Source organism: Streptomyces sp. NPDC054757, assembly GCF_053612185.1.
The window spans coordinates 430,759-452,389 of sequence record NZ_JBSHBW010000001.1; the positions used below are offsets into that span (position 1 = coordinate 430,759).

Annotated in this window: 15 protein-coding genes and 1 tRNA gene; 6 read left to right on the forward strand and 10 right to left on the reverse strand. The window is 69.0% G+C overall.

Annotated features, from left to right (window positions below; all coding sequences use genetic code 11):
- The first annotated feature begins 127 nt into the window (after window positions 1-127).
- From ACWGKJ_RS01950 to ACWGKJ_RS01970, 5 genes are all read left to right on the forward strand, one after another.
- The gene (locus tag ACWGKJ_RS01950; protein ID WP_385022202.1) at window positions 128-1,000 is read left to right on the forward strand and encodes a hypothetical protein; all 873 of its coding nucleotides are present in this window, start codon (window positions 128-130) and stop codon (window positions 998-1,000) included.
- Window positions 997-3,171 carry a hypothetical protein gene (locus tag ACWGKJ_RS01955; protein WP_385022199.1) on the forward strand — a complete coding sequence of 725 codons (2,175 nt, stop codon included), beginning with the start codon at window positions 997-999 and terminating at the stop codon, window positions 3,169-3,171. The genes ACWGKJ_RS01950 and ACWGKJ_RS01955 overlap by 4 nt, the downstream gene beginning before the upstream one ends.
- Before the next feature lie 48 nt (window positions 3,172-3,219).
- Window positions 3,220-4,359: an SPFH domain-containing protein gene (locus ACWGKJ_RS01960; RefSeq protein WP_385022196.1), complete on the forward strand. Its 1,140-nt coding sequence runs from the start codon at window positions 3,220-3,222 to the stop codon at window positions 4,357-4,359.
- Window positions 4,360-4,535: 176 nt separating this feature from the next.
- Window positions 4,536-5,069, forward strand: a complete 534-nt coding sequence (locus ACWGKJ_RS01965) for a Pycsar system effector family protein (protein WP_385022346.1) — start codon at window positions 4,536-4,538, stop codon at window positions 5,067-5,069.
- A gap of 511 nt (window positions 5,070-5,580) precedes the next feature.
- The gene (locus ACWGKJ_RS01970) at window positions 5,581-6,474 is read left to right on the forward strand and encodes a M48 family metalloprotease (protein WP_385022193.1); all 894 of its coding nucleotides are present in this window, start codon (window positions 5,581-5,583) and stop codon (window positions 6,472-6,474) included.
- Between the two features lie 96 nt (window positions 6,475-6,570).
- On the opposite strand, the gene ACWGKJ_RS01975 is transcribed toward ACWGKJ_RS01970, so the two are convergent.
- The 10 genes from ACWGKJ_RS01975 to ACWGKJ_RS02020 all read right to left on the reverse strand — a co-directional run bounded on the left by ACWGKJ_RS01975 (window position 6,571) and on the right by ACWGKJ_RS02020 (window position 20,078).
- The gene (locus ACWGKJ_RS01975) at window positions 6,571-10,470 is read right to left on the reverse strand and encodes a DNA-directed RNA polymerase subunit beta' (RefSeq protein WP_164264067.1); all 3,900 of its coding nucleotides are present in this window, start codon (window positions 10,468-10,470) and stop codon (window positions 6,571-6,573) included.
- A 127-nt stretch (window positions 10,471-10,597) separates the two neighbouring features.
- Window positions 10,598-14,080, reverse strand: coding sequence for a DNA-directed RNA polymerase subunit beta (gene rpoB / locus ACWGKJ_RS01980; RefSeq protein WP_385022188.1), 3,483 nt, complete (start codon window positions 14,078-14,080; stop codon window positions 10,598-10,600).
- 551 nt (window positions 14,081-14,631) lie between these two features.
- Window positions 14,632-15,018 carry a 50S ribosomal protein L7/L12 gene (gene rplL, locus ACWGKJ_RS01985; RefSeq protein ID WP_385022185.1) on the reverse strand — a complete coding sequence of 129 codons (387 nt, stop codon included), beginning with the start codon at window positions 15,016-15,018 and terminating at the stop codon, window positions 14,632-14,634.
- Between the two features lie 81 nt (window positions 15,019-15,099).
- Complete coding sequence (gene rplJ / locus ACWGKJ_RS01990; protein WP_164264064.1) at window positions 15,100-15,657, reverse strand: 50S ribosomal protein L10; 558 nt, start codon at window positions 15,655-15,657, stop codon at window positions 15,100-15,102.
- A 267-nt stretch (window positions 15,658-15,924) separates the two neighbouring features.
- Window positions 15,925-16,863, reverse strand: a complete 939-nt coding sequence (locus ACWGKJ_RS01995) for a hypothetical protein (RefSeq protein WP_385022181.1) — start codon at window positions 16,861-16,863, stop codon at window positions 15,925-15,927.
- A 186-nt stretch (window positions 16,864-17,049) separates the two neighbouring features.
- On the reverse strand, window positions 17,050-17,772 hold the full coding sequence (gene rplA / locus ACWGKJ_RS02000; RefSeq protein WP_385029329.1) for a 50S ribosomal protein L1: 723 nt from the start codon (window positions 17,770-17,772) through the stop codon (window positions 17,050-17,052).
- A 79-nt stretch (window positions 17,773-17,851) separates the two neighbouring features.
- Complete coding sequence (gene rplK / locus ACWGKJ_RS02005) at window positions 17,852-18,286, reverse strand: 50S ribosomal protein L11 (protein WP_385029326.1); 435 nt, start codon at window positions 18,284-18,286, stop codon at window positions 17,852-17,854.
- A 347-nt stretch (window positions 18,287-18,633) separates the two neighbouring features.
- Window positions 18,634-19,539 (reverse strand): transcription termination/antitermination protein NusG, encoded by a 906-nt coding sequence (gene nusG / locus ACWGKJ_RS02010; protein ID WP_385029323.1) that lies wholly within the window; start codon window positions 19,537-19,539, stop codon window positions 18,634-18,636.
- A 74-nt stretch (window positions 19,540-19,613) separates the two neighbouring features.
- Complete coding sequence (gene secE, locus ACWGKJ_RS02015; RefSeq protein ID WP_164264060.1) at window positions 19,614-19,898, reverse strand: preprotein translocase subunit SecE; 285 nt, start codon at window positions 19,896-19,898, stop codon at window positions 19,614-19,616.
- A gap of 107 nt (window positions 19,899-20,005) precedes the next feature.
- Window positions 20,006-20,078, reverse strand: a tRNA-Trp gene (locus tag ACWGKJ_RS02020).
- Window positions 20,079-20,371: 293 nt separating this feature from the next.
- Between ACWGKJ_RS02020 and ACWGKJ_RS02025 the strand changes: the two genes are divergently transcribed.
- On the forward strand, window positions 20,372-21,598 hold the full coding sequence (locus tag ACWGKJ_RS02025) for a pyridoxal phosphate-dependent aminotransferase (RefSeq protein ID WP_385029320.1): 1,227 nt from the start codon (window positions 20,372-20,374) through the stop codon (window positions 21,596-21,598).
- Window positions 21,599-21,631: the final 33 nt, after the last annotated feature.

Here is a 21,631-nt window from a genome sequence, read left to right on the forward strand (position 1 = left end):
AGCGTCCGTTCATCCGGAGCGACTCTGTGCACACGGTCACACTTCCAGTGCGTCAGGTGCCCTCACCACTGCGCGCTCGCAGAGCCGAAGCTGCTGCCCACGCCGGAATACCGCCCGAGAGGTGACCATGAACGACCCCGTGAGCCGGACGATCCTGCTGCTGGACATCGAGAAGTACAGCGACCGGGACGACATCGAGCAGGCGTACCTGCGACGTATGTTGTACGGCATCGCCGACCGCGCCCTGGAGAGCGCAGGCATCGACGAGACGTACCGGCTGCGTGCCGACCGCGGTGACTGCGTGATGGAACTGATCGATGCCAACGCCTCGGTGACCGCACTGCTGCGGGCGCTGCTGACCGAGGTTCCGGCCCAGCTGCGCGCGGTGAACCGGATGGCGTCCCGGTCGGCGCAGATCCGGCTGCGTGCCGTGGTCTCCACCGGGTACGTAGCGATCGACCAGAACGGCTGGGTGGGCACCGACCTCAACCACGCCTGCCGGCTGCTCGACGCCGAGGTGCTGCGAGCCGCCCTGCGGGAGCGCTCGGACGACTTCGCGCTCTGTGTCGCGCAGAGCGTGCACGACGGGATCATCCGGCACGACCACCCCGGCATTCCCAGGAGCGCCTTCCACGCCATCACCGCGACCGGCAAGAACGGGCCACTGGCGGCCTGGCTGCACGGCCCGGTGCCGGGCACCGGGCCCGGCGGGACGGCAGAGACTCCGGCGCCGGACGGATCGGGGGACCGCCCGGCGCCGGACCAGGACCCCGTGCCCCTGCCCGGCGGGGCCGCGTCCCGGCCCGCCGGTACCTCGGGCAGCACAGCGGGCACCGCCGGCACGAGGAGCGCCGGAGCCGTCTTCAACTTCGGTGCCGGCGCTCCCCGGTTCGGCGGCAGCCTGGTCGGCGGTGACCAGCACGGGGTCTCGGGCGGCACGGTGACCGGCGACGTACACCTGGGCGGCAGGGGCGAGCCGGAGGGGACGGGGCGACCGTGAGCGCAACAGCACCGTCGCAGCCCGCCGCCGGCCCGCAGAGCGCGGCCGCACCGGACGCGCCGCAGCCGCCGCCCGGCGACAGCCGCCCCGCCGGGTCCGCGCAGCCCGCCGAACCCGCCGAGCCGGAGGAACGGTCCCAGGAGGCACGTGCGGCGCAGCGCGAACTCTTCGCCCACGCACCGGAGTTCATCCTCGAATCGGCGGCGTCCTTCGGCGGCTCCCTGGTCGGCGGGGCGCAGCACGGTGTATCCGGTGGCCAGGTCGCGGGCGACGTCTTCATGGGCGGCAAGACCGAGATCCACCACCACACCTCGGCGGCCGGTTCCGTCTACTCCGCCGGGGAGATCCCGCGCGCGGAACTGGACCGGCTGTCCGGCGACTTCGTCGAGGGCCCGGCCTTCGCGGACGCCCTGCGGCGCCTGCGCACCGAGCGGGTCCTCGTACTGTCGGGTCAGCACGCGACCGGCCGCCGGACAGCGGCGCTGATGCTGCTGGACCGGCTGGGGGTGCCCACGGTCCGGGCGCTGCAGCCGGAGACCGGCCCTTCGGCGCTGCCCGCCCAGCTCACCAGCTCCGGCGGGCACGTGCTGTGCGACATGCCACTGAGCCGCAACAGGCCGCTGCGGGACGCCCATCTGTACGCGGCGGCGGACCGGCTCAAGCAGTTCGACGACGGCTATCTGGTGATCACCGTCGAAGCGTCCCCGTACCTGCCAGGTGTCACGCCCTTCTGCTGGGAGCCGCCACCCGCCGAGGAGGTGCTGCGGGCCTTCCTCGCCGCGCGGCACCGCGGTGGCGCGGAGACCGAGCGACTGCTGGCACTCGATCCGGTGCGGGAGTTCCTCGCGCACGGCCACCACCGGTGCGCGGAGGCCGCCGAATTCGCCGGACGCCTGGCCGCGTACGACGGCACCCCGGCAGCGCTCGCAGGGCTCGCCGGCTTCAGCCTCGGCGCGGTGGAGAAGCAGTGCCGCGACTGGCTGGGTGCCCCGGACAGCGAACTGGGGCTGCGGGACAAGGCGTTCCTGATCTCACTCTCCGTGTTCGACGGCGCTCCTTACGTTCTGGCCGCCGAGCTCGGCGACCGGCTCTTCGTCAACCTCCAGCGTCTCCAGCATCCCGAGCAGGAGCCCTCGATCCCCGTGTTCGGACCGTCGGCGGCCGACCGACTCGCCCTGGCCCGCGCCGAGGGCGTGACCCGGAACGAGTCGACCGACTGGGGGCCCGTCCCGCAGTATCTGGCGCACTTCCGGGAGCCGCGGACAGCGCACACCCTGCTCACCGAGGTATGGACCGGCCACCCCTCCGCGCGCCCCGCCCTGGTGGACTGGCTGAAACAGCTCGCCGGGGACGGCCGGCCGCTCGTCCGCACCCGGGCGGCAGCCGCGGCCGCGATGCTGGCGGCGGCCGATCTCCCGTCGGCGATCGCAGCCCTGGTCGACGGGTGGGCACTCTCCCGCTCCTTCGGACCCCGGGTGACAGCGGCGAACGCGCTGACTCTGGCCCAGCTGCTGGAGGCACCCGCGATCCTGCGGCTGCTGACGCAGTGGTGCAGCGACGCGCACTGGGCCCGCCGCTGGACCGCCATCCGGGCATTCGCGCTGCTCGCTCCGGTGCGCCCGGACCTGGCGGCGCCGGCGCTCCAGGCGCTCGCGGCCCGCGCCAGGGCCGAGGACAGCAGCGCGGCGGAGAGCCGCAATCTCACGGAGTCCACCGCCCTGCTGCTCTCCGGCGGCAACCGCGGCGAGATGCTCGCCGAGCTCGTCAGGCTGCTCCAGGACACCGCTCCGGTCCGCGGGCTCGCCCTCGCCGCCTTCGTACGCGCCTGTGACAGCGACGAAGAAGGCAGCCTGGTCGACTGGTACGCCGAGTCCGGCAGCTATGACGCCGGCCCGGCCCGCGATCTGGCCACGCTGTGGCGCACTGCCCTGGGGGACCGCGCACACACCAGGGAGGCGCTGGACGCGCTGCGGACCTGGCTGTACGCGGGTGAGCGCCGGCCCGAAGCCGGACAGGCGCTGGCCCTGCTGCTTCCGGAGCTGGTCACCACGGCCGCCGACCGCGGCCGGCTGGACCATCTGCTGCGCACCCTCCGGTCCGCGGACGGCTCACCGCAGCGTCCCCGGATCGCCGACCGGTTGCTGTCGGTCCTCAGTCCGCGGAGTGCCTGAGCCGGGGTATGTCCGTCTTCCATCAGATCCATCGAGGAGTTGACCCGCATGGCGGACTTCCGCCGTCAGCCGGAGTGGCAGCAGAACGCCGACCGGCACAGCCATCTGATCGACCCCGTGCTCACGTACCGGCCCGTCTCGCGGTTCGACTACACGGCCCGCAGGACGATGACCGCGATCGACCACGCGCTGGTCTTCACCACGGCGAAGGGTGAGTACGACGCCTTCCTGCCGCCGCACCGGCCCACCCGCTCGGAGGCCGCGAGCCGCCGCTACACCTCGGTGTACGAAGTGGACATGGGCAGCCACAGCGTCCAGCTGGAGGTGCAACTGCCAAGTGACGACGACGCGTTCTCCTTCGGTGTGAGCGCCGATCTGACCTGGCGGGTCGCTGATCCGGTCCGCTTCGTGACCTCAGGCGAACGCGATGTGCCGGCCCGGCTCACCAGGGAACTGCAGCAGCTCACCCGGCCGGTCGGCCGCCAGTACCCGATCGAGGACAGTGCGGGTGCAGAGTCCGCCGTGCAGAAGGAACTCCAGACGGTCGACTTCGCCGCCGGTATCGGCGTCCAGGTCACCTGCACGGTCCGGATGCGCCAGGACGACGAGGCGATCGCCCACCGGCGCCGCAAGCGGGATCTGCGGTACGAGAACGAGATGCTCGCCCCGGAGCACGAGTACCGGATGCGGCTGGCGCAGCAGGAACATGAGCTGCGGGCGACACAGTTGCGCAATGAGCACGAACTGATGGCCAAGAAGATCGAGTTCTACCAGTTCCATCTTCAGCACGGCGGGGTGGCCGCCTGGGCTCTGCATCTCGCCCAGCATCCGGAGGACACCCAGGCTGCCACCAGCGGGATCCGCCGCGACCAGCTCTCTCTCATCCAGAGCCAGCTCGAACTGATCGGCGGGGACGCCCTGGAGGACTATCAGAAGGCGGAGTCGGCCAAGTACGCGCTGCGCGTGGTGAACGATCTCATCCGTCAGCAGGTGGGGCCGGGGATGGCGCCGCCCATGCCCGGCGAGGCGCAGGCGCTGCCGACCGGGGAGGAGTCCCGGCCGCCCTACGGTGCGCCGGAACCGGGCAGCCCCCAGGGCGCGCCGCCGGCCCCCGGCACGTACGGGCGCGAGACACCCCCGGCGCCCCCCATGCCGCCGCACCCCCCTTCGGGAGGTGCCCCGGTATGACCGCCCCGGAGACCCTTCCGGCACCGCGGGGGCCCCGGGACGGCGACGGGTCCGGGCCCGCGACCGCACCGGCCACCGGCGCCGGGCCCGTACCCGATTCCCTGCCGGACGCGCCTGGCCTCTTACCCTCACCCTCCCCCGAGCCCATACCCGGACCGGGCCCGGCGCCCGGTCCCCTGCCGGACGCGCGCGTCCCCGCCTGCGCACCCGGCGCCCCGCCCGCGGAGCAACTGCCGGCCGAGCGGCTTCTCGTGGAGCTGCGGGCGGAGATAGCACGCGCCGACAACAAGGCAGCCGTGCTGGTGGCGGCGCTGGGCATGACCGCGGGTGTCTTCAGCGCGCTGCTCGCCGGGCACGGCTGGACGCCGAACGCGCTGTCGGTGCCGGCTGCCTTCTTCTGGTGGTCGGGCGCGGCGGGGCTCGCCCTTTCGCTGTTCGCCCTGCTACTGGCCGTGCTGCCGCGCTACCGCACCCGCGACTGGGCCCCGGGGCAGCCGCTCTGCTACTTCGGCGACATCCAACAGGCGGTCAGGGCAGGCCAGTTGGAAACCGCGCTCGCGGACACCGCCCGGAATCCTACTGCCGTGTTCACGGTGGCCCTCGCCGAGACCAGCCGGATCGCCGTCCGGAAGCACCGCTGGATCCGTACCGGCCTCATCGCGTTCTGCGTCGGCACCGCGCTCCTGCCCGCTTCACTGCTCATCGGCTGACGTCACGCCACTCCGAAGGAACATCGCCATGGTCCAGTCGCCCGAACCTGCCCAGCCACCGCCCACCGGGAACCCCCCGGCCCCACCGGCGTACCCCCGAGCGCCCGTACCGCCGCAGTATCCAGGCACAACCGAAACCCCGGACGCACCGCAGTACCCCGGCCCGACCGAAACCCCGGAATCACCCCCGCACCCCCAACCACCAGAACCACCGCAGTACCCCGGCCCGACCGAAACCCCGGAACCACCCCCGCACCCCCAACCACCGCACACCCCCGCACCACCGCAGTACCCGAGCGATACGGCATTCCGGGCCGCCGTACCGCCGCAGTACGCTCCGCCCCCGGCGGCGGCGCCGGCCCCGCCCCCACCGGAGCCCCCCGTCCATCCCCACCACATCAGCACCGCCCAGCGCCGCGTCCATATCGCCGCGCACCAGCGGGGGGCCGACGCCGCGGCTGTCGGAAACCTGCTGCTGCACCTCCCGAACCTGCTGTGCAGCCTGCTCGTCATGGTGCTGCTTTCCGCGTTCTTCGGCGGGATCGGCCTGATTCTCGTACTGATCTGGCTGGTCAGCGGAGTCCTGATCTTCCATCGCCCGACCGAGAGCGCTCTGGCCCGTCACGTCCTGCGGCTGCGCTACCCCACTCCGTACGAACGGGCCCGCCTGGAGCCCGTCTGGCGTGAGGTCACCGCACGCGCGGGCGTCGAGGTCCGCACGTACGAGCTGTGGATCGAGGACAGCACCAGTCTCAACGCGGTGGGGGCGGCCGGCCACATCGTCGGCGTCACCCGGTTCGCCCTGGACAACCTGCCCAACGGTGAACTCGCCGCGGTTTTGGCTCACGAACTCGGCCACCACGTCGGAGGCCACACCTGGTCGTCGCTGCTCGGCTACTGGTACGCGCTGCCCGGCAGGCTCGTGTGGCGAGCGGTGCGGGCCATCGCCTCGGGCGTCTTCCGTGCCTCCCGGGGCTGCTCGTGCTTCCTCGGCGGAATCCTCGCCCTGGTGTTCGGCAGCCTGGCCATCGCCACCCTGAGCAGCCTGTACGGAATCCCGCTGCTGCTCCTGGCCGTGCCGTACGCCCTGGCCGCCGTCAGCCGGCGTGCCGAACTCCGCGCCGACCAGCACGCCGCGGCCCTGGGGTTCGCTCCCATGCTCGCGGCCGTACTGAACAAGCTGCACTACGCACAGGAGCAGCAGAGGGCGGCCGCCGCCCAAGCAGCCCAGTACGCGCAGTACTCGCAGTACTCGCAGTATGGGCAGTACGGCCAGTACCCGCCGCAAGGGGCTGTGATGCCGTCCCGGAAGGAAGAAGGACAGCTCAGCAAGCTGCTCTCCTCCCACCCCGACTACTACACCCGGCTGCACCATCTCCAGCCGTACCTCCAGCAGCACCCCTGAGAGACAGGCGCGTACGACAGCACCGGGAGGACAGCACGCCGGTACGCCGAAGGGCGGCCACCCCGCAGGGTGACCGCCCTTCGTCAGACATGCGCCTTACTGGTTGTACGGACCGTAGTCGTAGTCCTCCAGCGGAACGGCCTGGCCGGAGCCGGTGCCGAACGGCGAGTAGTCGATGTCGTCGTAGCCGACGGCCGAGTACATCGCGGCCTTGGCCTCCTCGGTGGGCTCCACCCGGATGTTGCGGTAGCGGGCGAGGCCCGTACCGGCCGGGATGAGCTTACCGATGATGACGTTCTCCTTGAGGCCGATCAGGGAGTCCGACTTGGCGTTGATCGCCGCGTCGGTGAGGACCCTGGTCGTCTCCTGGAAGGACGCCGCCGACAGCCACGACTCGGTGGCCAGCGAGGCCTTGGTGATACCCATCAGCTGCGGACGGCCGGAGGCCGGGTGGCCGCCTTCCGTGACCACACGACGGTTCTCGGTCTCGAACTTCGAGCGCTCGACGAGCTCGCCCGGCAGCAGCTCCGCGTCGCCGGACTCGATGATCGTCACCCGGCGGAGCATCTGCCGGATGATGATCTCGATGTGCTTGTCGTGGATCGACACGCCCTGCGAGTTGTAGACCTTCTGGACTTCGCCGACCAGGTGGACCTGGACCGCGCGCTGGCCGAGGATACGCAGCACGTCGTGCGGGTTGGTGGCACCCACGGTGAGCTTCTGGCCCACCTCGACGCGGTCGCCCTCGCCCACGAGCAGACGGGCCCGCTTGGAGATCGGGAAGGGCGTCTCCTCGCTGCCGTCGTCCGGGGTGACGACGAGCTTCTTCGTCTTCTCGGTCTCCTCGATGCGGACGGTGCCCGCAGCCTCGGAGATCGGCGCGACACCCTTGGGCGTACGGGCCTCGAAGAGCTCGACGACACGCGGCAGACCCTGCGTGATGTCGTCACCGGCCACACCACCGGTGTGGAAGGTACGCATCGTCAGCTGGGTGCCGGGCTCACCGATGGACTGGGCGGCGATGATGCCGACCGCCTCACCGATGTCGACCAGCTTGCCGGTGGCCAGCGAACGTCCGTAGCAGAAGGCACAGGTGCCGACCGCGGACTCGCAGGTCAGGACCGAGCGGGTCTTGACCTCCTCGACACCGGCGCCCACCAGGGCGTCGATCAGGACGTCGCCGAGGTCGACATTGGCCGGCGCGATGACCTTGCCGTCGATGACGACGTCCTCGGCGAGCATGCGGGCGTAGACCGAGGTCTCGACGTCCTCCGTCTTGCGGAGCACACCGTCCTCGCCCTTGACCGCGATCTTGAGCTTCAGACCGCGCTCGGTGCCGCAGTCCTCCTCGCGGATGATCACGTCCTGCGAGACGTCCACCAGACGACGGGTCAGGTAACCCGAGTCGGCGGTACGCAGGGCGGTGTCCGCGAGACCCTTACGGGCACCGTGCGTGGAGATGAAGTACTCCAGGACGGAGAGACCCTCACGGAAGGACGCCTTGATGGGACGCGGGATGGTCTCGTTCTTCGCGTTCGACACCAGACCACGCATACCGGCGATCTGCCGCATCTGCATCATGTTTCCTCGGGCACCCGAGTCAACCATCATGAAGATGGGGTTGGTCTTGGGGAAGTTCGCGTTCATCGCCTCGGCGACCTCGTTGGTCGCCTTGGTCCAGATCGCGATGAGCTCCTGCGTGCGCTCGTCCTTGGTGATCAGACCGCGCTCGTACTGCTTCTGGACCTTCTCGTCCTGGGCCTCGTAGCCCTGGACGATGGCCTTCTTGGCCTCCGGGACGACGATGTCCGACACGGCGACGGTGACGCCGGACCGGGTCGCCCAGTGGAAGCCCGCCGCCTTCAGGTTGTCGAGCGTCGCCGCCACGATGACCTTGGGGTAGCGCTCGGCCAGGTCGTTGACGATCTCGGAGAGCTGCTTCTTGCCCACCGAGTAGTCGACGAACGGGTAGTCCTCGGGCAGCAGCTCGTTGAAGAGCGCGCGGCCCAGGGTCGTACGCAGCCGGAAGGTGTCGCCCGGCTGGTACTCGGGCTCGCCCGGCTCGGCGACCGGCGGCACCCAGCCGCGCGGCGGGATGGTGCCCACCGGGAAGCGGATGTCGACCTTCGCCTGCAGCGACAGCTCGCGGTTGTCGAAGGCCATGATCGCCTCGGCCGCGGAACCGAAGTTCCGGCCTTCGCCGATGACCTTGCGCTCCGCCTCGTCGGTCGTGAGGAAGAACAGTCCGAGCACCATGTCCTGGGTCGGCATGGTGACGGGACGGCCGTCGGCCGGCTTCAGGATGTTGTTCGAGGACAGCATCAGGATGCGGGCCTCGGCCTGCGCCTCTGCCGACAGCGGCAGGTGGACGGCCATCTGGTCACCGTCGAAGTCCGCGTTGAACGCGGTGCAGACGAGCGGGTGGATCTGGATGGCCTTGCCCTCGACCAGTTGCGGCTCGAAGGCCTGGATGCCCAGGCGGTGCAGGGTCGGTGCACGGTTCAGCAGCACCGGGTGCTCGGCGATGACCTCTTCGAGGACGTCGTACACCACGGTGCGGCCGCGCTCGACCATGCGCTTGGCCGACTTGATGTTCTGCGCGTGGTTCAGGTCGACCAGGCGCTTCATCACGAACGGCTTGAAGAGCTCCAGCGCCATGGCCTTCGGCAGACCGCACTGGTGCAGCTTGAGCTGCGGGCCGACGACGATCACGGAACGCGCGGAGTAGTCCACACGCTTGCCGAGGAGGTTCTGACGGAAACGGCCCTGCTTGCCCTTGAGCATGTCGCTCAGGGACTTCAGGGGCCGGTTGCCGGGACCGGTGACCGGGCGACCGCGGCGGCCGTTGTCGAACAGCGCGTCGACGGCCTCCTGCAGCATCCGCTTCTCGTTGTTCACGATGATCTCGGGGGCGCCGAGGTCGAGGAGACGCTTGAGGCGGTTGTTGCGGTTGATCACACGGCGGTACAGGTCGTTCAGGTCGGAGGTCGCGAAGCGGCCACCGTCCAGCTGCACCATCGGACGCAGGTCCGGCGGGATGACCGGTACGCAGTCCAGCACCATGCCCTTGGGCTTGTTGCTGGTCTGCAGGAACGCGGAGACGACCTTGAGGCGCTTGAGCGCACGGGTCTTCTTCTGGCCCTTGCCGGTACGGATGATCTCGCGGAGGCGCTCGGCCTCCTCGTCGAGGTCGAAGGACTCCAGGCGCTTCTGCAGCGCGGCGGCGCCCATGCAGCCGTCGAAGTACGTGCCGAAGCGGTCACGCAGCTCGCGGTAGAGCAGCTCGTCGCCCTCCAGGTCCTGGACCTTGAGGCTCTTGAAGCGGCTCCACACCTCGTCGAGACGGTCGATCTCGCGCTGCGCACGGTCGCGCAGCTGCTTCATCTCGCGCTCGGCACCTTCGCGCACCTTGCGGCGCACGTCGGCCTTGGCGCCCTCGGCCTCCAGCTCGGCCAGGTCGGTCTCGAGCTTCTTGGCGCGGGCCTCCAGGTCCGAGTCGCGGCGGTTCTCGACCTGCTGGCGCTCGACGGAGACGTGCGCCTCCAGCGAGGGCAGGTCGCGCGTCCGGCGCTCCTCGTCCACAAAGGTGATCATGTACGCGGCGAAGTAGATGACCTTCTCGAGGTCCTTCGGCGCGAGGTCCAGCAGGTAGCCCAGACGGGACGGGACACCCTTGAAGTACCAGATGTGGGTGACGGGAGCGGCCAGTTCGATGTGGCCCATCCGCTCACGACGCACCTTGGCGCGAGTGACCTCGACGCCGCAGCGCTCGCAGATGATGCCCTTGAAGCGGACACGCTTGTACTTGCCGCAGTAGCACTCCCAGTCCCGGGTGGGGCCGAAGATCTTCTCGCAGAAGAGTCCGTCCTTCTCGGGCTTGAGGGTGCGGTAGTTGATGGTCTCCGGCTTCTTCACTTCGCCGTGGGACCAGGTCCGGATGTCGTCCGCGGTGGCGAGGCCAATCCGCAGCTCGTCGAAGAAGTTGACGTCGAGCACTTGTCGTCAATCCCTCTTTCGGGGGTTCGAGCCCCTCGCGTCAGCGAGAAAAATGGGCACTTCAGCAATGGTCTGAACGGGTCCGGGGAGAGCCGGCCGCCTCAGCGCGAGGCGGCCGGCCAACCCGTCAGACCTCTTCGACGCTGCTCGGCTCTCGCCGGGACAGGTCGATACCGAGCTCCTCCGCTGCACGGAAGACGTCCTCGTCCGTGTCGCGCATCTCGATGGACATACCGTCCGAGGACAGCACCTCCACGTTGAGGCAGAGCGACTGCATCTCCTTGATGAGCACCTTGAAGGACTCGGGAATGCCGGGCTCGGGGATGTTCTCGCCCTTGACGATGGCCTCGTAGACCTTCACGCGGCCGGTCACGTCGTCGGACTTGATCGTCAGCAGCTCCTGGAGGGCGTAGGCGGCGCCGTATGCCTCCAGCGCCCACACCTCCATCTCACCGAAGCGCTGTCCACCGAACTGAGCCTTACCACCCAGCGGCTGCTGGGTGATCATCGAGTACGGGCCGGTCGAACGCGCGTGCAGCTTGTCGTCGACCAGGTGGTGGAGCTTGAGGATGTACATGTACCCGACCGAGACCGGGTCCGGGAACGGCTCGCCGGAGCGGCCGTCGAACATCCGGGCCTTGCCGGACGGGAGGACCATGCGGTCACCGTCGCGGTTCGGGATGGTGGACTCGAAGAGACCGGAGATCTCGTCCTCGCGCGCACCGTCGAAGACCGGGGTGGCGACGTTGGTGCCGGGGGCGACGTGGTCGGCGCCGATGGACTTGAGGCGCTCCATCCACTCCTCGTTGCCCTCGACCTTCCAGCCCTGGCTGGCGAGCCAGCCGAGGTGGATCTCCAGGACCTGGCCCGGGTTCATCCGGGACGGGACACCCAGCGGGTTGAGGATGATGTCGACCGGGGTGCCGTCCTCCAGGAACGGCATGTCCTCGATCGGCAGGATCTTCGAGATGACGCCCTTGTTGCCGTGACGGCCGGCGAGCTTGTCACCGTCGGTGATCTTGCGCTTCTGCGCGACGTAGACGCGGACCAGCTGGTTCACGCCGGGCGGCAGCTCGTCGCCCTCTTCGCGGTCGAAGACGCGGACGCCGATGACCTTGCCGATCTCGCCGTGCGGCACCTTCAGCGAGGTGTCGCGCACTTCGCGCGCCTTCTCACCGAAGATCGCACGGAGCAGACGCTCCTCCGGGGTGAGCTCGGTCTCGCCCTTGGGCGTGACCTTGCCGACCAGGATGTCGCCGGCGACGACGTCGGCACCGATACGGATGATGCCGCGCTCATCGAGGTCGGCGAGGACCTCTTCGGAGACGTTCGGGATGTCCCGGGTGATCTCCTCCGGGCCGAGCTTGGTGTCACGGGCGTCGACCTCGTGCTCCTCGATGTGGATCGAGGAGAGGACGTCGTCCTGGACGAGGCGCTGCGACAGGATGATCGCGTCCTCGTAGTTGTGACCCTCCCACGGCATGAAGGCGACAAGGAGGTTCTTGCCGAGCGCCATCTCGCCGTTCTCGGTCGCCGGACCGTCGGCCAGCACCTGGGCCTCGATCACCCGGTCGCCCTCGTTGACGACGACCTTCTGGTTGACCGATGTGCCCTGGTTCGAGCGGGAGAACTTGGCGATCCGGTACGTGGAGTACGTGCCGTCGTCGTTGGCGATGGTGACGTAGTCCGCGGATACCTCCTGGACCACACCGTCCTTCTCCGCCTTGAGGACGTCACCGGCGTCGACCGCGCAGCGGTACTCCATGCCGGTGCCGACCAGCGGCGCCTCGGACTGGATGAGCGGCACGGCCTGACGCATCATGTTCGCGCCCATGAGGGCACGGTTGGCGTCGTCGTGCTCCAGGAACGGGATCATCGCGGTCGCGACCGACACCATCTGGCGCGGCGAGACGTCCATGTAGTCGACGTCGTCGCCGGGGATGTAGTCGACCTCGCCGCCACGGCGGCGGACCAGGACGCGCGGCTCGGTGAACCGCATGTCGTCGGAGAGCGTCGCGTTGGCCTGGGCGATGACGAAGCGGTCTTCCTCGTCGGCCGTCAGGTAGTCGACGTCGTCGGTGACGACACCGTCGACTACCTTGCGGTACGGCGTCTCGACGAAGCCGAACGCGTTGACCCGGCCGTAGGAGGCGAGCGAACCGATCAGACCGATGTTCGGGCCTTCGGGCGTCTCGATCGGGCACATGCGTCCGTAGTGGGACGGGTGCACGTCACGGACCTCGAAGCCGGCCCGCTCACGGGAGAGACCACCCGGGCCAAGAGCCGACAGGCGGCGCTTGTGGGTGAGACCCGACAGCGGGTTGTTCTGGTCCATGAACTGGGACAGCTGGCTGGTGCCGAAGAACTCCTTGATGGAGGCGACGACCGGCCGGATGTTGATCAGGGTCTGCGGCGTGATCGCCTCGACGTCCTGGGTCGTCATGCGCTCACGCACGACGCGCTCCATCCGGGCCAGGCCGGTACGGACCTGGTTCTGGATGAGCTCGCCGACGTTGCGCAGACGGCGGTTGCCGAAGTGGTCGATGTCGTCGGTCTCGACGACGATCTGGCGGCCGGACTCGCCCACCGTCTCGGTCTCGCCTGCGTGCAGCTTGACCAGGTACTTGATGGTGGCGATGACGTCGTCGCTGGTGAGCACACCGGCGTCGAGCGGCTCGTCGGCGCCGAGCTTCTTGTTCACCTTGTAGCGGCCGACCTTCGCGAGGTCGTAGCGCTTCGGGTTGAAGTAGAGGTTCTCCAGCAGCGTCTGAGCGGCCTCGCGCGTGGGCGGCTCGCCCGGACGCAGCTTGCGGTAGATGTCGAGCAGTGCGTCGTCCTGGCCCTGGGTGTGGTCCTTCTCCAGGGTGGCGCGCATCGACTCGTACTCGCCGAACTCCTCCAGGATCTGCTCGGTGGTCCAGCCGAGCGCCTTGAGCAGGACGGTGACGGACTGCTTGCGCTTGCGGTCGATGCGGACACCGACCATGTCGCGCTTGTCGATCTCCATCTCCAGCCAGGCACCCCGGGACGGGATGATCTTGGCCGAGAAGATGTCCTTGTCGGACGTCTTGTCGATGGAGGAGTCGAAGTAGACACCGGGCGAGCGGACCAGCTGGGACACCACGACACGCTCGGTGCCGTTGATGACGAAGGTGCCCTTGTTGGTCATGAGCGGGAAGTCGCCCATGAAGACCGTCTGAGACTTGATCTCACCGGTCTCGTTGTTGGTGAACTCGGCCGTGACGAAGAGCGGGGCGGCGAACGTGAAGTCGCGGTCCTTGCACTCGTCGATCGAGTTCTTCGGGGGCTCGAAACGGTGGTCGCGGAACGTCAGCGACATCGACCCCGAGAAGTCCTCGATCGGCGAGATCTCTTCGAAGATCTCTTCCAGACCGGACTTGGTGGGAACGTCCTGTCCGCTCTCGAGAGCGGCCTCGACGCGACCCTTCCAGGCGGCATTTCCGAGCAGCCAGTCAAAGCTCTCGGTCTGCAGCGCAAGAAGGTTCGGAACCTCAAGGGGCTCCCTGATCTTTGCAAAGGAGATGCGCAGCGGGGCGGTGCTGGCGCCGTTGTTCGTATTGGAGGTCGAGGCGTTGCGCGAGGCGGCCAAGAGGGGGTCCTTCCGAGGGCTCGGACTCACTACGCGCGTACCGGTCCCAAGCGGGGCACAGAGGAAGACATCCCAGGTCAGGGAGGGCAGTCATCGATGCTCAAGCGTGGGCATGCCCCTGGTGACGGGCAGGAGGCAGCTAACAGGCAGCGCAAAGGGTCAGTGTAGCCACTGGGCTCACTGATGTCCAGAGCGGGTTCTGGGAGACCCTCATTCTTCTTCTCAACACCTGCGTCAAAGCTTCCCTCTTCGCCGCCGATCCATGCCTCGGATACGGATCGATGTGACGACGCGTCCTGAGAATTGCGCGCTCCGTGCGGTTCGTCAAGGCCCCCCACCCCTCGGGGGTCGCCGTCGGCCACGCTGCGGGAGCGAGAGGGGGCACCAGGCCCGGCGCGCAACGAAGATCACCATACTCGCCACGGCGGGAAGAGCAAGGCAGGCGGGAGGGGCGTCAGGCACGCGGAAGGGCGACCACCCGGATGGGTGATCGCCCTTCGCTGTGCGGTGTACGCCGATGACGTACGAGGGAGTCCGGAGACTCCCGGGAATTACTTGACCTCGACCGAGGCGCCGGCGCCCTTGAGGGACTCGGCGGCCTTGTCAGCGGCCTCCTTGGCGACCTTCTCGAGGACGGGCTTCGGGGCGCCGTCCACGAGGTCCTTGGCCTCCTTGAGACCCAGCGAGGTCAGCTCACGCACGACCTTGATGACCTGGATCTTCTTGTCGCCGGCACCGGTGAGGATGACGTCGAACTCGTCCTGCTCCTCGACGGCCTCGGCGGCACCGGCGGCGGCACCACCGGCGGCGGCAACGGCGACCGGGGCGGCAGCCTTGACGTCGAACTTCTCCTCGAAGGCCTTCACGAACTCGGAGAGCTCGATGAGGGTCAGGGTCTCGAACTGCTCGAGCAGCTCGTCCTGGGACAGCTTCGCCATGATGGCGTCCTTCCACTTTTTCGGCAGGTGCCGGGTGTATATGACGGCGGGCGTACGGGCCCGCTGCGACGCGAAGCCGAATTACTCGGCGTCGGCCTCGGCGGGAGCCGGCGTACCGGCACCGCCCTGCTCGACCTTGGCGCGAAGGGCGTCCGCGGTACGGACGAACTCCGACAGCGGGGCCTGGAAAGTCGCCGCGGCCTTGGCCATCGACGCCTTGATTCCACCGGCCACCTTGGCGAGCAGAACCTCGCGGGACTCGAGGTCCGCGAGCTTCTTGAACTCATCCGCGGACAGCGCCTTGCCATCAAGGACACCGCCCTTGATGACGAGGTTGGGGTTCTCCTTGGCGAAGTCACGAAGACCCTTCGCCGACTCCACCGGGTCACCGGTGACGAAGGCAACCGCCGTCGGACCTGCGAACAGGTCGTCCAGCGTGTTGATCCCGGCCTCGTTGGCCGCGATCTTGGTCAGCGTGTTCTTCACCACGGCGTACTGGGCGTTCTCACCGAGCGAACGGCGCAGCTGCTTGAGCTGGGCCACGGTGAGACCCCGGTACTCGGTCAGCACAGCGGCGTTCGAGCTGCGGAACTTGTCCGCCAGCTCGGCTACCGCGGCAGCCTTGTCGGGCCTTGCCATAGAGCGTCGGCCTCCTTCCGGGTGATGAGGACCGCTCAGAAGGGGCTGGACAGACGAAACGCCCCGGCACAGGTGCACGGGGCGCGCGCTCGACCGGACGGATCCGGGAGCACTTCCACGATCACCTACGCGAGTCGCCCGCTTCCAGCGGATCCTTCGGCCACCGCGCCCTCTTACGAGCACACGGCAACGACCAGCGGTCTTTGGCTTCCTCGGAAGAGTACGTGAACGGGGGCACGCCGAGCAAATCCGTTCCCCGGCAGCGGATTAGGCACCCGGCGCGGGGGTAGAGACCGGCGTCTTCAGCAGGTCGGTGAAGTCCGTGGTGTCACCCGCGGGCGGTGCGTCGGCGCGTACCGCCGTGCCGTAGTCGGAGTAGTACACGGTGGAGCTGTACGTCCCGGTCTTCAGCCTGCCACGCTCCGTCTTCTTGACCAGCAGGTCGTTCCGGTCCACCCAGATGTCGACCGTCTCGGTGCTGATCCCGGCAGCGGTGAGCTGGGCCCTGACCGCCTTCAGTGCGGCCGGGGTGAGCGCCGAGTCCCGCTCGGTCAGCGCGGCGACGTCGAGCGTGCCCGAGTAGTGCGTGGCCGGCACCCCCCGGATGTCGGTCTGCCCGGCCCGGTGCACGTCACCCGAGGCCAGCAGCGCCTTCACACCCTGGTCGGGGGCGGCCTTCCGCATCTGGTCGCGCAGTGCGGCGCCGGAGGGCCCCATCAGCCGGGTGAGGTCCGCGTAGCCGTATCTGATCCAGCGCCTGCCGCCCGTCCTCGCGGCGAAGCCGGGACCCATGTCGGCGTAGTAGGCGTCGCGCCGGTAGCGGGCCCTGACGGTGCTGCCCGCGCCTGCCTGCCGCAGTGTGTCCGCCAGGGCGCCACCGGTGTACGTGATGTCCAGGGAGCCGGTGACTGAGCCGTCCCACGCCATGGTGCCCGTCATCCGGGTGGAGATCCCCGGGCCCAGGACGGCCGTCCCCTCGACCCTGGCGGACCGGGCGCGGCCGGTGCTCCGGTCGACTGCCTGAAGCGCGGTGACGGGGCGCGGTACGGAGCCCCGTGCGGCCGTACGCCCCGGCGACGCCGGGCCTGCGCTCGTACCGCCCGCGCCGGCGCCCGTACCCCCGCCCGTCGAGCAGCCTGCCAGCGCGGCCAGTGCCAGCGCCGTCACAGCCGCCGAGCGCCGCCACCGTACCGTCGTGCCGCCCATGAAGTGCCCGCCCCTCAGGTCCCGTTGGCCGTACGGACCATTCTGCCGGGGCGGCGGGGCGGCGTCCGGCGAAGACCGGAAGAGCGGCAACGGGGCCGGCACGACGAAGCCGGGCCCCGTACCTCGGGAGAGGTACGGGGCCCGGCTCACAGCGCGCGTCCTGCGGCTGCCTGCCGATCCGCAGGATCAGACGGCGGCCGGGTCCTCCTCGACGAGGAGGTTGCGGGTGCGGTTGGCGTCCAGCGGGATGCCGGGGCCCATCGTGGTGGCCAGCGCGGCCTTCTTGATGTAGCGGCCCTTGGCGGCCGACGGCTTCAGACGGAGGACTTCCTCCAGCGCGGCGGCGTAGTTCTCGACCAGCTTCGTCTCGTCGAAGGAGACCTTGCCGATGATGAAGTGCAGGTTCGAGTGCTTGTCGACGCGGAACTCGATCTTGCCGCCCTTGATGTCCGTGACAGCCTTCGTCACGTCCGGGGTGACCGTTCCGGTCTTCGGGTTCGGCATGAGCCCACGCGGACCGAGCACGCGGCCGAGGCGGCCGACCTTGCCCATGAGGTCCGGGGTGGCGACGACGGCGTCGAAGTCCAGACGGCCCTTCGCCACCTCGTCGATGAGCTCGTCGGCGCCGACGATGTCGGCGCCCGCGGCCTCCGCGGCCGCAGCACGGTCACCGGTCGCGAAGACCAGGACCCGGGCGGTCTTGCCGGTGCCGTGCGGCAGGTTCACGGTGCCACGGACCATCTGGTCGGCCTTGCGCGGGTCGACACCCAGACGCATGGCGACCTCGACGGTGCCGTCGAACTTGGTCGTGGAGGTGTCCTTGGCGAGGCGGACGGCTTCGAGCGGGGCGTACAGCTTGTCCGCGTCGACCTTGGCGTCCGCAGCGCGGAGAGTCTTGCTGCGCTTCACTTCTGCTCCTAGTTGGGGAGTGGGAGTCGTGGTACGGGCCGGCGCTGGCCCTTCCACTGTGGTGCTGAGGGGGGCTTGATCAGCCCTCGACCGTGACGCCCATGGAACGGGCGGTGCCGGCGATGATCTTGGCCGCGGACTCGATGTCGTTGGCGTTCAGGTCGGGCATCTTGGTCGTGGCGATCTCACGGACCTGCTCGCCGGTGATCTTGGCGACCTTGGTCTTGTGCGGCTCGCCGGAGCCCTTCTCCACGCCCGCGGCCTTGAGGATCAGCTTCGCGGCCGGCGGGGTCTTGGTGACGAAGGTGAAGGAGCGGTCCTCGTAGACCGTGATCTCCACCGGCACGACCATGCCACGCTGCGACTCGGTCGCGGCGTTGTAGGCCTTGCAGAACTCCATGATGTTGACGCCGTGCTGGCCCAGCGCGGGGCCGACCGGCGGAGCCGGGTTGGCCGCGCCGGCCTTGATCTGGAGCTTGATGAGCCCCGTGACCTTCTTCTTCTTGGGAGGCATTGCTCTCTCCGGGTCCTAGTGAGAGTGTTTCGCCGCCATCCGGTCATCCGGACGGAGGCATACCGCGCAACGATAACGGGTATAGCTGCGCGACCAAAAACCAAGCAGGTCAGACAGGGCGTGAGCCGGGTCTGACCTGCTTGGAAGGTGTGTGTACCGGAAGCTCCGTGCGGCAGGGGCCGCCAGGGTCTGACCGGCCGATCTTCGTGGATCAGTCCGCGGCGTCTGGTGCGGTACCTCGCAAGGCGGAGGATCGCCCCTGTACTGGACGTACCGGGGCGACGCCGACAACGCCGCGAGGTGCCGTGCCAGGCGTCGCGGGCCCACGAAGATCGGCCGGACAGACCCTAGTTCTTCTGGATCTGGTCGAAGCTGAGCTCGACCGGGGTCTCGCGGCCGAAGATCTCGACGAGACCCTTGACCTTCTTCGAGTCGGCGTTGATCTCGTTGATCGTCGCCTGGAGCGTCGCGAACGGGCCGTCCGTGACGGTGACCGAGTCGCCGACCTCGAAGTCGAGCACCTGGACCTCGACCTTGCGGGCCGGAGCCGGCTTGCCCTCGGCCTCGGCGGCCTCGCGGGCGGCCTTCTCCTCGGCCTCCGGGGCGAGCATCTTGACGATCTCGTCGAGCGTCAGCGGGTACGGGTCGTAGGCGTTGCCGACGAAGCCGGTGACTCCGGGGGTGTTACGGACGACGCCCCAGGACTCGTTGGTGAGGTCCATCCGGACCAGGACGTAACCGGGAAGCTTGTTCTGGCGGACGTTCTTGCGCTCGCCGTTCTTGATCTGGACGATCTCTTCCTCGGGCACTTCGGCCTGGTAGATGAACTCCTCGACGTTCAGCGAGACGGCGCGCTGCTCCAGGTTGGCCTTCACACGCTTCTCGTAACCGGCGTACGTGTGGATGACGTACCACTCGCCGGGCAGACCGCGGAGCTCCTGGCGCAGGGCCTCGACCGGGTCGACCGGGGGCACGTCGGCGGCGGCCTCGGCGGCCTCCTCGTCCTCGGCCTCTTCCGCGGCGGCTGCCACATCGGCGGCGGCCTGGGCGTCGTCGGCGGTCTCCGCCACGGCCTCGGCGTCGCCCTCGGCGTGCACGGCGGACTCCTCGGCGGGCTCACCGGCGACGGCGTCGGCGGCTTCGGCCCGGTCCGGCTCCACAGCGTCTGCCGCCTCGACGATGTCGAGCTCGTCCTCTGCGGACTCGAAGCTTTCGCCCGGCTCGACGGCCTCGTTCAGGTTCGGGTCAGACACGGTGGCTGCTTCTTCCTGGATACAAATCGGGTGGAACATGCGAAAAAGACGCCGCTCCCGGCGTCTTTCGCGGATCAGCCAAAGACGTACTTGGCGGCCTGGTTGAAGCCATAGTCAATCACGGTCACGATGCCGATCATGATGACGACAAAAACGATCACCACGGTGGTGTAGGTCGAGAGCTGGCTACGAGTCGGCCAGACGACCTTGCGCAGTTCCGCGACGATCTGGCGGTAGAAGAGCGCGAGGCGGCCGAAGGGCCCCTTCTTGCCGCGCTTCCCGCCCTTGCGCGCCTTCTTCGACTCCGGCGCTTCATCCTGCGCATCAGGCACGTCGATGGAGCCGACGGCGTCCGTCACGATCTCTCACCTGATTCCGGGTCGTGGCCGTGCCGCGCCCGGTGGAGCCGCACGGCGGTGCATAGATGTACGTACATGCGCACACAGCCTGGCGAAGGTGTGTGTAGCAGGGCCGGAGGGACTTGAACCCCCAACCGCTGGTTTTGGAGACCAGTGCTCTACCAATTGAGCTACGACCCTTTGTGGTTCCCCCAACCTACCGCATCCGACCAGGTGCACGGAGTGCGCTCGGCCGGCCGGCTGGTGGAGGCCAACGACGAGTGAGTGTACGTGGTCGGGGGCCTGACGTCGAACAGCTTCGGCCGGGACGGCCCCGGCCGGCCCGTGTCCTTACGGTCGCGGCCCGGTTCCGGCCCGGTTCCCGCGCGGCGTACGGCTGTTGTCCGGTCGTCCGCCGGGCCGGGGTCCGGCCCGGTGTCCGCCCATCGAAACCTGTGTGCCGAGTCCGATTCCGGTCTGGGACCATGGGCCCCATGAGCGCCGCAACTCCTCCGACCGAGCGCAGGGTCTCCGCCCGCATCGGTGCCATCTCCGAGTCCGCCACCCTGGCCGTCGACGCCAAGGCGAAGGCGCTGAAGGCCGCCGGGCGACCGGTGATCGGCTTCGGTGCCGGTGAGCCCGACTTCCCCACGCCCGGATACATCGTCGAGGCCGCGATCGAGGCCTGCCGCAACCCGAAGTACCACCGTTACACCCCGGCCGGGGGGCTCCCCGAGCTGAAGGCCGCCATCGCCGCCAAGACCCTGCGCGACTCGGGCTACGAGGTCGAGGCAGCCCAGGTGCTCGTCACCAACGGCGGCAAGCAGGCCATCTACCAGGCGTTCGCCGCGATCCTCGACCCGGGCGACGAGGTCATCGTCCCGGCCCCGTACTGGACCACGTACCCCGAGTCGATCCGGCTCGCGGGCGGTGTCCCGGTCGAGGTCGTCGCCGACGAGACCACCGGCTACCGGGTCTCCGTCGAGCAGCTGGAGGCCGCCCGTACGGAGCGGACGAAGGTCGTCCTCTTCGTCTCGCCCTCCAACCCGACGGGCGCCGTCTACAGCCGCGCCGACACCGAGGCCGTCGGCCGCTGGGCCGTCGAGCACGGCCTGTGGGTACTGACGGACGAGATCTACGAGCACCTGATCTACGGCGACGCCGAGTTCACCTCGCTGCCCGCCGTCGTGCCCGAGCTGCGCGACAAGTGCATCGTGGTCAACGGCGTGGCCAAGACGTACGCCATGACCGGCTGGCGCGTGGGGTGGATCGTCGGCCCGAAGGACGTCGTGAAGGCCGCGACCAATCTGCAGTCGCACGCCACCTCCAACGTCTCCAACGTCTCGCAGGCGGCCGCGCTCGCCGCAGTGTCGGGGGACCTGGAGGCCGTCGTCGAGATGCGTACCGCCTTCGACCGGCGCCGCAGGACCATCGTGCGGATGCTCAACGAGATCGACGGTGTGCTCTGCCCTGAGCCGGAGGGCGCGTTCTACGTGTACCCGTCGGTGAAGGCGCTCATCGGCAAGGAGATCCGCGGCAAGCGCCCGCAGAGCTCGGTGGAGCTGGCCGCGCTGATCCTGGACGAGGTCGAGGTCGCCGTGGTCCCCGGTGAGGCGTTCGGCACACCCGGGTACCTGCGTCTGTCGTACGCGCTCGGTGACGAGGACCTGGTCGAGGGCGTCTCCCGGATCCAGAAGCTGCTGGCCGAGGCGACGGACTGACACGGGCCGACTGCCGAAAAACGGGCCTCCGGT